Source organism: Collinsella sp. AF25-2LB (assembly GCF_003458415.1).
Classification (GTDB): domain Bacteria; phylum Actinomycetota; class Coriobacteriia; order Coriobacteriales; family Coriobacteriaceae; genus Collinsella.
Window position 1 is genome coordinate 51,922 of the sequence record NZ_QRUF01000013.1, and the last position, 11,794, is coordinate 63,715.

Here is an 11,794-nt window from a genome sequence, read left to right on the forward strand (position 1 = left end):
CAGGAACAACTGTTCGAAGATAATAATAACCGAACATTCGTTCTCGCGCTAGACATTTTTGTCCGCGCGGCTTGATAAAACTGTTCTCAGCAAAACACGCGAGAGGAGAACATGATGAACGCAACGAATATGGTCCAGGGAAACCTCGCCCTTAAGCTCGAGACGCCTGCAGAACCCACTTTTACGGTTGTTCAGGGTGGCCGCTCCGGCTTTCAGCCTTTGACCGTAAAGCCTGCCCGCAATCAGCAGGCTGTACTCGCGCCAGCTCGCGTTGCCCTGAAGGTTCCGACGATTGTCGCCGTTGCCGTTGCGCTTACGCTCTTCTTTGTCCTCGCTACGTCGGTCTTTAGCGCTCGTCACGCCGCGTATGCCGAGTCCGTTTCCAACGTTACCTACGAGACCATTCGCGTTCAGCCTGGCGATTCTCTTTGGTCTCTTGCCGAGGAATATCCAATCGAAGGCCTTTCCACGCAAGAGACTTCCGACATGATCCGTAACGTCAATCATCTGGAGCATGGTTCGCTCGCCGCCGGTGCGCATCTTAAGGTTCCTGCTCGTTCGTAATCATTATCGCGCTGCGCATGGTACCCTTGTTATCGTTTAAGAGGAGGTACCATGCGCTGTCCCAAATGCGGCAAGGCACATACCCGCGTCGTTGATTCCCGTATGCAGGAGTCAAATAACACCATTAAGCGCCGTCGCGAATGTTGCTCGTGTAACTACCGCTTTACAACGTTCGAGCGATGCGAAGACCCAATCGAGGTCATTAAGTCGGACGGAACCAAGCAGCGGTTCGATCGCAATAAGCTGCTCGTCGGCTTGATGCGCGCCACCATCAAGCGTGATATCGACACTAAGAAGCTCAATGAGATTATCGACGATATCGAGGTCGAGCTGCGTTCTCGTACGCTGACGGCCGTCACGTCCCATGAGTTGGGTGACATGGTGCTCAAGCGCTTGGCCAAGATCGACAAGGTGGCGTACATCCGCTTTGCCTCGGTCTACCGCGATTTCAAAGACGTCGATGAGTTTCTGCAAGAGCTCGACAAGCTAAGGTGATTCCATGTCCAACATTACCGTCAACATAAAGCGTCTCGACCCCACCGTTGAGCTTCCCAAATACGCCCATCCCACCGATGCCGGCTTGGATCTGCGCTCCAACGAGGACTGTGTTCTGAAGCCCTTCGAACGCCGTCTGGTCTCTACTGGGTTGGCCATCGCCCTGCCCGACGGCTACGCCGGCTTTGTCCAGCCCCGCAGCGGCTTGGCCATCAAGCAGGGCCTGTCTATAGTCAATACGCCGGGCCTCATCGACGCCCACTACCGAGGAGAACTCAAGGTTATCCTCATCAACCTGGATCCCTCCAACAACATCCAAATCAACAAAGGCGACCGCATAGCCCAACTCGTCATCCAAGAAGTCCCCACGGTCAACCTCGTAGAAGTAGAAGAACTAGACGAAACCGACCGAGGCAAAGGAGGCTTCGGCTCCAGCGGCGTCGCCTAGGGGCGCTCGTATCCCGCCCGCCCGGGGCTTACCTATATCATTCCATGCTCAAACATTCTCGCGTCGCTTCGCTCGCTGCGAAACTGCGCGTGGAACGATATAGGTAAGCCCCGGGCGGGCGGCTACTCGCTTGAAACAATATTTACTTTTCTAGTAAGCCGATGCGATAAAGGGGCGCCTCCTTTGTCGCATCGGCTTACTGTATTTATATTTTCCTGTTTTGCCTTTGCAGGTTCTAATGGAGGGGAAACCGAAGTAGCTGCTAGTAAGTAAACGCAGCCGTTCTGCCGGAGCCGCCCTTATATCGTTCCACGCGCAGTTTCGCAGCGAAGCGAGAATGTTTGAGCATGGAATGATATAAGGGCGGCTCCGGCAGAGCGGCGGACATTCGACTAGCGGATATGCGCGGGCTTTCCTCCCCAGTAGAAGCGGCAGAAGGCTCGTTTGCGCTTTTGGGGTTTGCCTACGAGCTCCATGGTTGCGATGGCTATATCTTCGGCTGCGTGGGGGCGGCGTAGTACTTCGCCGTTGATGAGTAGGGCTTTGAGTGATTCGGGATGATCGTGCAGATGGCGCAGGGTTACGATGAGTTCTCGTGCGGTGGTGACATGCATGCTGGCGCCCATTCCGGTGAGCATCGTGGTGTTGGCCTTTTCCTGGCCATAGGACTTGCCCAGCAGGATCATCGGCAGATGCGCGCACAGACACTCGGTGACGGTGAGTCCGCCCGATTTGAGGATTGCCAGGTCGCAGCCGTGCATGAGGGCCGCCATGTCGTCCACGTAGTCCAGAACCGTGACGTTGTCGAGCTTCATGGCGTCGAAGAGCGTTTTGAGTCGGGTGGCGTATTCCTTATCCTTGCCCGGTAAAAAGACAAAGTGCATGTCCTCAAAGCTGCGTAAGAAGGGGAGCGTGTGGTCCATCGCGGCACGGAAACGCACGTATGGTTGGGGCAAACTGGCGCCGGCCATCACCAATACGACGGTTTTGTCTATGGGGAGATTGAACTTGCTCAGCTCATCCTCGCGTTTGTAATCTGAATCGAAACCGGCTCGGATGGGGATGCCCGTTATGCGGATCTTTGACTCGGGAACCTTGCGCGGGCGCAGCGTTTCGGCCATAAACTCGTTGGCTACGCAGAATAGGTCGGTGTCCTTGTGGGGCCAAAAGCCTTCGACTTCATAGTCTGTTGGTACGCAGATGACCGGGTAATCGATACCCGTGATGACGCGGGCGCCCACAGCAACATTGGCTGCCGTAATGTGTGTTGCAACCACGGCCATGGGCCTGCGGGTGCGGACGTATTCGTTGAAGGCGGGGAACATAATACGTGACCATGCCGTGCCGCCACCCCAGAGCAGATGTCCCGTAAACGTATATCGCCAGGTTAGGTCATATATGGGGCGCGTGGCGCCGGTAAACGAAGCCGCTGTTTTATTACCATCGAACCTAATGCGTCCAAAATCGAGGATATCCAGGACTTCGATCTCAACATCCTCAGGGATTCCCTTGGTGCCGCGGATAAGATCAAATGCTTGTGCAATCGCGTTGGCGGCGGCTTTGTGGCCCGATCCAACCGATGCGTGCACAATGGTTACTAGGGGTTTTTGTGCAGGTGAAACGGTCATTAGCTCCGGTTGGGGAGTGGCTTGCATGGGCAGGGGAGCGCTATTGCTCGTCTGCGTTTGATCCATCGATAACTCCCCTTCAGCTTTGTTACGCGATTTATCATTGTAGTGCATGAGTGTCATGTTCACGTAAATTTGGGTATGAGCGCAAAGAACGCCAATCTTTCGACAGGAGGTCTCTTCATGACTACCCATCAGCCGATCGATGTTGCTATTATCGGCGGCGGCCCTGCGGGCTATGCTGCAGCCATTTACGCGGCGCGCGCCAACCTAACGACGACTGTGATTGAGCAGGGCATGTCGGGAGGACAGATCGCCACAACCAATGAGGTCGAGAACTATCCGGGCATTCCGCTCTTGAGTGGCGCCGAACTCGGCGAGCGTTTTCAGCAGCATGCAGAAGGCCTGGGAGCACAGGTTACATGGAGCATGGTTACGGGTATCGATTACGATGCCGATACAGCGCTGTTTACGGTGCATCACGATTTGGGCGATACGTCGGCCTCGAGCGTTATCGCTTGCATGGGTGCCACGCCGCGATCTGCTGGTTTTGTTGGCGAGGATGCGTATCGCGGTCGCGGCGTTTCGTATTGCGCGACGTGCGACGGCATGTTCTTTCGCGGCAAGCAGGTTTTTGTCATCGGCGGCGGCAATGCTGCCTGCGAGGAAGCTCTGTTCTTGTCAGAAATCGCCAGCAGCGTGACCATCGTTTTGCGCCGCGATCAGTTCCGTGCCTCCGATGGTGTGGTTCAAAAAGTTCTTGCAAAAGATAATATTTCAGTTAGGTACCAAACTAGTATTGTGGAGCTCTCGGGCGAAGCCATGCCAACGACGATCACCTTTAAGGACAATGCATCCGGCGAGACTCATGCCGAGTCATTTGAGCCCGGCTTTTTCGGCATCTTTGTCTATACCGGGACGCAACCCCATACCGAACTTGTCGAGCATCTAGTCGATCTGGCGCCTGATGGCGGCATTCTGACTGATGAATCCATGGCGACCCGCACGCCAGGTCTATTTGCCGCTGGCGATATCCGTTCCAAGCGTTTGCGCCAGGTTGTGACCGCGGTTTCTGACGGAGCCATAGCGGCAACCAGCGCATACGCATTTCTCCGTAGATAAGTACGATAATATATCTTATGTAAGGTTGTTATCAATTAACTAAATGGTGGGACGATGCATCAGTGCGTTGTCCCACCAATTTTCTTGTCTGCTATGTGGTATGCAAAACTAGATAACGTAGAATACAATATAGAAAATGAACGGAGGAACCTTATGAACCACGTTAAACACGTTATTCCGATGTCCGATTCGTCGGTCAGCATTAAGCCTGAGGATATTCAGCCCACTGTGCTGCCCGATGCATTTATTCAGTCCGATATCGTGCGCAAACTTAATACGTTGAGCCTGCCGCGCTATGACCAGTTGCCCAATGTGACGCTCTACCGCGACCAGGTCATTGAGTATGTTGCGCTGTGGATGGAGCCGCTGTCCCTTTGCGTTGAGCAGCCTATCATTACGCCATCGATGATCAATAACTACGTAAAGGTTGGCCTGGTGCCTGCTCCGGTCAAAAAGCAATATGGCCGCGAGCAGATTGCCCGCCTGATCGCTATCTGCATCTTTAAGCAGGTGCTACCTATTGCTGCGGTGCAGGCACTCTTTAACATTCAGCGATTGAGCTACGATGCCCCGACGGCCTTTGATTATGTGGTCGATCAGCTCGAGGCATCGATTCGTGCGGCGTTTTCCGTCGAGCAGACTCCCGTGCCCGATACGGCGCATCAGGTAACGCGTGAGTCGCTGCTTGTGCGCAGCGCGGTATCGTCCTTCGTTTCGAAGGCGTACCTGATGAGCTATCTCAAGTTCAACGGGTTTAGTAGTTAATTGATTTGAAAGGTGGTGGGACAAAGAATTACTGACTAATTTGTCCCACCTGACTCTATTTGCCCGAAGCTACGCCCATGCCGTAGCCGATGATGAGGCCGTGCATCTCGGCGTAATAGGAATCCAGGCCGTTGCAGGGCATGATGATGGTCTTGGAGCCGGGCCAATGCTCGACTATGCGGTCAGTAAGCGCCTGGGCTCCAGCTTCGTTCTCAACGTGATCGATGACGACCTCACCGCCCGTAAAGCCCTCGGCTTCCATAGTGTCGATGATCTTGTTGAGCATCTTCTTTTCGCCACGCGTGTGCCCGACGAGTTCGATTTTACCGGCCTCACTCGCTGTGCCCAAAATGCGGATATTGAGCTTGTTGGCAATGACGCCGGCTGCCTTAGGGATACGTCCGGCTTTGGCGAGGTTTTCGTAATTGCACAAACTGAAGAGGATTTTGCTGTTCTGTTCAAGGCTATCGAAGTATGCGCAAGCATCCTCGAATGAGACATTCGGATTGCTTGCAAGATAGCGGTCGAACAGCAAGAAAATGAGGTCCATTTTGCCGCCAGCTGCGCGTGAATTGACTAGATGAATCTGTCGGTCGGGCTCCTCGGCAAGAACCATATCGCGAGCCGTGGCTGCCGCGTTGTAGCTGCCCGACACGCCCTCAGAGATCGGCATGCAGATGGTCTTGTCTGCCAATTTGAAGAGCTCGGCCCACTCCCCTACGCTGGGACAAGCGCTCGAAGAAGCGTTCGTCTCCGCCTGAACAGCGCAGTTGAGCTCATGAACATCGAGCGAAAGGTCATCGACGAATTCATGCTCCCCCACTCGAATTTTGAGGGGCGCAAATGCAAAGGTGGTATGGGGCGCGGTCGGTTGCCAATCGCGGAGGTTGCAGCTTGAATCGGAGATAAGTGCCCAGCTCATAGAGGGTCCTTTCTAATCGTTCCCATTCAATTATAGCCATCTTGCAGACCGATTGGGCCGCTATCTAGTATTCAAAACTAGATAGCGGACTGCACTAAAGGCAAAAGAATGGACCCCATGACTCAAAGCCACGAGGTCCATATCCGTTTGCTTTATCTGAATACTTAGTAGCGCACGAAAATGTAGTTGTTGTTCATGCCGGCGGCAACGGAGCTGATGATAACACCCGTGTTGTAGTCAGAAGCATGAATCATCTGACCACCACCGATGTAAATGCCGGTGTGGTACGAGTTGACTACAACGTCACCGGGCTGCGGATCGGACACACGCGTCCAGCCCATAAAGGTGCCCGTGGTGCCCAGGCGGCAATAGCGACCAGTAAGGCAATAGCTTACAAAACCAGAGCAGTCGAAGCTGTTCGGGCCAATTCCGCCCCAGGAATAGGCGCAACCAAGCTTGCTGTATGCACGCGAGACAACAGAACCGCCGTCGACGGACTGGCTCGGAGCAGAAGGCGTCGGAGCCGGAGCAGGCGTGGAGGGCTGCGGCGTCGGAGCAGGTGCCGGCGTAGGAGCCGGAGTGTTGCCGCCCTGGTTGTTGTTATTGCTGGTCTGGCCACCGTTGTTGGTGTTCTCGGTCGTACCGGCAGTCTCGTTGCTCACCGTGGCCTTCTCGGCGGTGCTGGCGTTGATGCCGGCCTGCAGCGCGGCGTTGGCCTCGGCCTCGGCGGCAAGCTCGGCCTGCAGCTGCGAATCCAGGGAGTTTACGACGTTCTGGGCTTCAGCCTGCTGGGCGTTAAGCTCGTCGACCTTCTTTTGCGTGGCGGCGACGTTCTTCTCCTGCTCGGCCTGCTTATCGGTGAGCTGCTGCTTAAGCTCCTTGACCTCTTGAATGGTCTGAGCTTGCTTATCGGAAACTTTGCCGTAGTAGAACAGACGGTTGAGCATATCGCTCAGGTCATCGACACCCGTCAGAACCTGAAGCAGGCTCAGACCGCCGGTTTTGTACTCGCCGGCGACATAGGTTGAGAGCTTAGCCTGACCATCGGCGATCTCCTGCTGCTTTTGCGTGATCTCGCCGGCAGTCTGATCGAGCGCCTGCGTCTGCGTGGCGAGCTCATCGTAAATCTGCTGAGTTTGGGTACCGATCTGCTCGAGCTTCGTACGAGCAGCGGCAAGGTCGGATGCGGTATCGGCGTAGGCAGGAGCCGCGAGGCCCAAGCCCAAAACACAAGCGAGGGTTGCCGTAGCAGCGCAGCGTGCCATGTTTTTGTGCGTGTTTGCTGTGCGCATGTAGCTTCCTTTCCAGTAACTAAGGGTAACGGCTAGTCCACCGTCACCAGGCTAAAGAGCTCCACATCGTCATCAGACGGCGTGAGCTTCTCGCGCGGGTTGAGAAACGCAAGCTCAAGGATACAACCGTAACCGATAAGCTTTGCGCCCATATCTCGCACCAGTTTACCTGTTGCCTCGACGGTTCCGCCCGTCGCGACCAAGTCGTCCAGAATCAACACGGTATCTTTAGAGCTGATAGCGTCGGCATGGATCTCAATGGAATCCGTTCCGTACTCGAGCTCGTAGCTCTGGCTCACAGTCTTGCGCGGTAGCTTGCCCGGTTTACGTGCGGGAACAAAGCCGGCGCCAAGGGCTACAGCTACCGGTACGCCAACCATAAAGCCGCGAGCCTCGGGACCCACGACCTTGGTGATTCCCATGCCGGCAAAGTGCTCGGCGAGGGCATCGGTCATGGCTTTGAGCGCCTCGGGATTGCCAAAGAGCGGCGTGATGTCTTTAAAGATGACTCCGGGCTCGGGATAGTCGGGGATGTCGACGATTTGAGATTCGAAGTCGTACATTGCATGACCTTTCAATGGGTTCCCGAAATTTCAGCAGCGGTTATTTGCCCGCGGTGGCGGTGCCGGATTGCGAAGGGGGGACGACCTTGAGCGGCTTGACGAGAGAATCCTTGTGCGAAGCCGGCGCGGCTATCTCTTCGTTTTTGGCCTTGGTGGACTCGGAGCGAGTGATTTCCTCATCGAGTGCATCGATGTCGGCGTCCTCGACCACGGCGTTGAGCGACTCAAAAACGCGGTTCTTGAGCAGCGCGGTGTGCACGCCCTCCGTCAGGTCGTGAAGCTTCTTAAACGCACGCTCGAGCTTGGCGTCGCGCTCGTCATCGGAGGTATCCATGCCGAGCATGCTCACAAGCACCTGCTCAAACATCGAGGACTCGCGGTTGGCGGAAGACACGTACTGACGCAGGTTGCGCGGCTCGATATGGAAGCGCGACAGCTCGGAGCAGTAGCGGATGATCGGAAAATCGCGACCATCGACAAGCTCGCGATTCTGCGGACTCTTGATGATGCGAATGAGGTCGTTCTCGGCGAGCGAGCGGATAAACGAAATTTCGACGCCCAACATATCGGGAATGGTCTCGATGGGATGCAGCTTTTGCTTAGTCTCCTTGGGCTCCGTCTTGAGCGGAACATCGGATAGCAAGCCCACCTCGTAGGCGAGCGTTGACAGGTCCGTGGCGTTTTCCAAGCGCTGCTTAATCACGTTGAGCGGCATGTAGCGGGTCTTCTGCAAGTGCAGGATGACCTCCAGACGATCAACGTCCTCCTTAGAGTACTGACGGTATCCCTTAGGCGTACGATGAGGGGTAATGAGCCCCTCATCCTCTAGAAATCTAATTTTTGAGTTCGAAAGATCGGGGTATGCGCCTCGAAGTAGGTTGACGACTTGGCCGATACTCAGATAGTTGCGTTCGGCCATGCCCTACTCACCGGTTTCGATGCGCTCCGGCGTGCTCTCGTGGTAGATGAGCGTAAACGTACCGATCTGAACGGAAGAACCGTCGTGCAGCGGGGCTGCATTGACAATGGCACCGTCGACCCAGGTACCATTGAGCGAGCCCAGGTCCTCGATGCGAGCGCCGAGGCCCTCGCGAATAATGCGCGCGTGGCTGCGCGAAACGGTCATGTCATTAAGGAAGATGCCGTTCGCGGGATCGCGGCCGATGGTGGTCACGTCGTCCTCGAGCTCAAAGGCGGCACCAGTCTGCGGACCCTTGACGATGGACAGGACGGGGGCGGTGATGCGCACGTTGGCCATGAGGTCGGGAACGGTGACGTCGCTTGAAGGCACGCGGAATACGCAGGTAGCGTCAGCAGTCTTATCATTCTGAGGCATATTGTTAACCATGTTGTCCATGACAACCCCTAACTTATCGCGGACGTGCCGCAAATAATGAACCGTACGTAATCATACCCCAACGAATCAGTCTTCGATTTCAGGGTTCAGAAAGTCGATGTCCTCGTCCTCGGGATGCGCGAGAGCCTGTTTAATGGCCACTCCGCCCTTAATGGAGTAGATGACAGCCGTGAGCATGGAGAAGATCACGCCGCCGTACACAAAGAAGATGCCGAGGGGCACCGAGCTTCCGTTGAGGCCCGGGAAGGCCGTAAGGGTTGAAGATAAAAGGTGCAGGCCGTCAATAACGGGGAAACCGAGCAGCATGAGTGAGAAGCCGGTCATGAGCAGCGCCGTGGCAATCTTTCCGGGAAAGACCACATCGATGGGGCGACGGTGATAATGACGCACGATAAGCGTGCCGATGCCCAGATAGATGTCGCGGCCAATAATGAGTACGCAGACCCAGATGGGCAGCTCTCCGCGGACCACCAGTCCAAGTACGCCGGTGAACAGCAGCGCACGGTCGCAAATGGGATCCATGACCTTGCCGAGCCACGAGACCGTCTTAGTCATGCGGGCGATCTGACCGTCCATCCAGTCGGTGGAGGCGGCAACGGCGTAGATAACGATGGCGATGACACGGTTGTTATCCGTCACAAACAGGTACAGAAATACCAGGGTGAGGATCAGGCGCGTAAAGGTGATGAAATTGGAGATCGTAAAGATCTTATTCGACGGGTAATCGGAAGTGCCGATAAGCTCCTTTTTGATCTTCTTTTTGATGCCCACAGGACTCCCCCGCTGGTTAACGACAAAACTTTCGATACTATACCCGTTCCAGCGATGTCTATCCAGCGCAGCCATAGAGAGTCCAGACATGTGGAGGGCGCCTCTGGGCTGCGCTGGATTCTGCATTTGTGTACATCAGCCTCCAAAAGCGACATTTTTCGGCATCTTTGGTGGCTGGTGTACACGTTTTGATTCGGTGATTACATCGATCGGGAAAGTTGTTGCTTTAAGCAAATGCGTACGGGTCGAGAAGGGCTGGCACCAAAAGAGCCCAACGGCCGTTACGGCTTCGTTAGAAACGCGCCCCATCATGGATGGTGAACCCGAAAGGTAAGGCGCGCGGGCACGGCGACTCGGCCCGCGCGCCCGGAAGAGAAAGGATAAGCCCATGGATTACATGCTCGAGACGCGCGGGCTCACCAAGCGCTTCGGCCGCGGCGACCAGGCGCAGGACGCCGTGGCCGACGTGAGCCTTCATATCCGCGAGGGCGAGGTGTACGGGCTGCTCGGCCCCAACGGCGCCGGCAAGTCGACAACGCTCAAGATGATCTGCGGGATGCTGCGGCCGACGGCCGGGGAGATCCTCTTTGCCGGGCACGCCTGGCGCCGCGAGGACCTCTACGCAATCGGCAGCCTCATCGAGGAGGCGCCGCTCTACCCCAACCTCACCGCGCGCGAGAACCTGCGCGTGCGCACCACGCTGCTGGGCCTTCCCGAGAGCCGCATAGATGAGGTGCTCGCCGCCGTGGACCTCGCAGACACCGGGAAGAAGCGCGCCGGGCGCTTCTCGATGGGCATGCGGCAGCGCCTGGGGCTCGCGCTGGCGCTGATCGCCCGGCCACGCCTGCTCGTGCTCGACGAGCCCACCAACGGCCTCGACCCCATCGGCATCGAGGAGCTGCGCGACCAGATCCGCGGCTTCGCGGCGGCGGGCACGACGGTGATCGTCTCGAGCCACATCCTCTCCGAGGTGCAGCAGATGGCGGACACCATCGGCATCATCTGCGGAGGGCGCCTCGCCTACGAGGATGCGCTTCGGCCCGGGCAGGACCTCGAGGAACTCTTCATGAGTTTCTGCCGGGAAGGGCGACGAGCACGCGGGGAGGTGGCGGCATGACGGGCGAGAAAGGCGGCCTGCTCGCGGGCCTGCGCGCCGAGGCCCTGAAGTCGCGCCACGCGGCACCGGTTCGCCTGGCCGTGCTCATGGCGCTGCCGATGCCGCTGCTCGGCGCGATGCCCTACCGGGGCGTGCAGATCTTCAGCGCGTGGAACTACTGGTACGCGCTCTTCCTGCCCGTGTCTCTCTCGCTCGTGGTGGCGTGCGTCGCGCGGGCGGACGCTCGCACGCGGATGCGGGGGCTTCTGGGCCTGGGCTTCCCGCTCGGGCGCGCCTGGTGGGCCAAGGCGCTCTGGTGCCTCGCTCTCTGCACGCTCTCGAACCTCGTGGTCTTCGGCATCTACCTCGCGGGATCGGCGTTCTCCTCGCAGGGCCTCACGGCCGCGGGCACCCTCACGATGCTCCTCTGCGCGCTCGCCAACACGGTGACCGCGGCGTGGATGATCCCCGCAGGGCTCTTCCTCACGGCGCGGCTCGGAATGCTCGCGGGCATCTTCTGCCCGCTCGCCGCGCAGCTCGTGGGCGGGTTCGCCTGGTCGCTGGTGCCGCTGCCGCAGCTCTTTCCGCCGTCGGCGAGCATGGTCATACCCACGAGCTTCATCCCCGTGCTGCCGAGTGGCGAGCCACTCGCGGCGGACATGGCGCTCGGCGGGGCGCTCGCGGCGGACGGCATGCTCACGCTAGCGGGCCTTGCGGTCAGCGCGCTCGCGTTCGCCGCGCTCACGGCGGCGGGCGCGGCCTGGTTCGCGC

At 57.4% G+C, this 11,794-nt stretch carries 14 protein-coding genes; 7 read left to right on the plus strand and 7 right to left on the minus strand.

Annotated elements, in window-relative coordinates; genetic code table 11:
- Positions 1 to 114 precede the first annotated feature (114 nt).
- The 3 genes from DWY51_RS07110 to dut are packed head-to-tail and all read left to right on the plus strand — an operon-like array spanning position 115 to position 1,507.
- On the plus strand, positions 115 to 564 hold the full coding sequence (locus DWY51_RS07110) for a LysM peptidoglycan-binding domain-containing protein (RefSeq protein WP_158556925.1): 450 nt from the start codon (positions 115 to 117) through the stop codon (positions 562 to 564).
- Between the two features lie 51 nt (positions 565 to 615).
- Positions 616 to 1,059 (plus strand): transcriptional regulator NrdR, encoded by a 444-nt coding sequence (gene nrdR / locus DWY51_RS07115; RefSeq protein ID WP_022093781.1) that lies wholly within the window; start codon positions 616 to 618, stop codon positions 1,057 to 1,059.
- Between the two features lie 4 nt (positions 1,060 to 1,063).
- Positions 1,064 to 1,507 carry a dUTP diphosphatase gene (dut, locus tag DWY51_RS07120; RefSeq protein WP_117770345.1) on the plus strand — a complete coding sequence of 148 codons (444 nt, stop codon included), beginning with the start codon at positions 1,064 to 1,066 and terminating at the stop codon, positions 1,505 to 1,507.
- Positions 1,508 to 1,899: 392 nt separating this feature from the next.
- On the opposite strand, the gene DWY51_RS07125 is transcribed toward dut, so the two are convergent.
- Positions 1,900 to 3,249, minus strand: coding sequence for a glycosyltransferase (locus DWY51_RS07125; protein WP_233504654.1), 1,350 nt, complete (start codon positions 3,247 to 3,249; stop codon positions 1,900 to 1,902).
- A gap of 69 nt (positions 3,250 to 3,318) precedes the next feature.
- Between DWY51_RS07125 and DWY51_RS07130 the strand changes: the two genes are divergently transcribed.
- Both DWY51_RS07130 and DWY51_RS07135 read left to right on the plus strand, forming a co-directional pair.
- Positions 3,319 to 4,257, plus strand: coding sequence for an NAD(P)/FAD-dependent oxidoreductase (locus tag DWY51_RS07130; RefSeq protein ID WP_117770346.1), 939 nt, complete (start codon positions 3,319 to 3,321; stop codon positions 4,255 to 4,257).
- Positions 4,258 to 4,410: 153 nt separating this feature from the next.
- Complete coding sequence (locus tag DWY51_RS07135; RefSeq protein WP_199411392.1) at positions 4,411 to 5,022, plus strand: DUF1836 domain-containing protein; 612 nt, start codon at positions 4,411 to 4,413, stop codon at positions 5,020 to 5,022.
- A gap of 55 nt (positions 5,023 to 5,077) precedes the next feature.
- Here the strand turns inward: DWY51_RS07135 and DWY51_RS07140 are convergent, their stop codons facing one another.
- The 6 genes from DWY51_RS07140 to DWY51_RS07165 form a co-directional block, all read right to left on the minus strand.
- A complete protein-coding gene (locus DWY51_RS07140) occupies positions 5,078 to 5,944 on the minus strand; it encodes a DegV family protein (RefSeq protein ID WP_117770347.1) in 867 nt (288 codons plus the stop codon).
- A 164-nt stretch (positions 5,945 to 6,108) separates the two neighbouring features.
- Positions 6,109 to 7,236, minus strand: coding sequence for an NlpC/P60 family protein (locus tag DWY51_RS07145; protein WP_055285172.1), 1,128 nt, complete (start codon positions 7,234 to 7,236; stop codon positions 6,109 to 6,111).
- 32 nt (positions 7,237 to 7,268) lie between these two features.
- The gene (locus DWY51_RS07150) at positions 7,269 to 7,799 is read right to left on the minus strand and encodes an adenine phosphoribosyltransferase (RefSeq protein WP_117770348.1); all 531 of its coding nucleotides are present in this window, start codon (positions 7,797 to 7,799) and stop codon (positions 7,269 to 7,271) included.
- Between the two features lie 40 nt (positions 7,800 to 7,839).
- The gene (locus DWY51_RS07155) at positions 7,840 to 8,718 is read right to left on the minus strand and encodes a MerR family transcriptional regulator (RefSeq protein WP_117770349.1); all 879 of its coding nucleotides are present in this window, start codon (positions 8,716 to 8,718) and stop codon (positions 7,840 to 7,842) included.
- Between the two features lie 3 nt (positions 8,719 to 8,721).
- Positions 8,722 to 9,156 (minus strand): FHA domain-containing protein, encoded by a 435-nt coding sequence (locus DWY51_RS07160; RefSeq protein ID WP_006236002.1) that lies wholly within the window; start codon positions 9,154 to 9,156, stop codon positions 8,722 to 8,724.
- A gap of 66 nt (positions 9,157 to 9,222) precedes the next feature.
- Positions 9,223 to 9,927, minus strand: a complete 705-nt coding sequence (locus tag DWY51_RS07165) for a CDP-alcohol phosphatidyltransferase family protein (protein ID WP_040359866.1) — start codon at positions 9,925 to 9,927, stop codon at positions 9,223 to 9,225.
- 388 nt (positions 9,928 to 10,315) lie between these two features.
- Here DWY51_RS07165 and DWY51_RS07170 point away from each other — a divergent pair, with 388 nt between their 5' ends.
- Together DWY51_RS07170 and DWY51_RS07175 are read left to right on the plus strand one after the other, a co-directional pair.
- Entirely contained in the window at positions 10,316 to 11,044 is a 729-nt protein-coding gene (locus tag DWY51_RS07170; protein WP_055309961.1) for a lantibiotic protection ABC transporter ATP-binding protein, read from the plus strand.
- The coding region (locus tag DWY51_RS07175) for a hypothetical protein (RefSeq protein WP_117770350.1) at positions 11,041 to 11,794 on the plus strand (754 nt) is incomplete at its 3' end. The genes DWY51_RS07170 and DWY51_RS07175, both read left to right, overlap by 4 nt.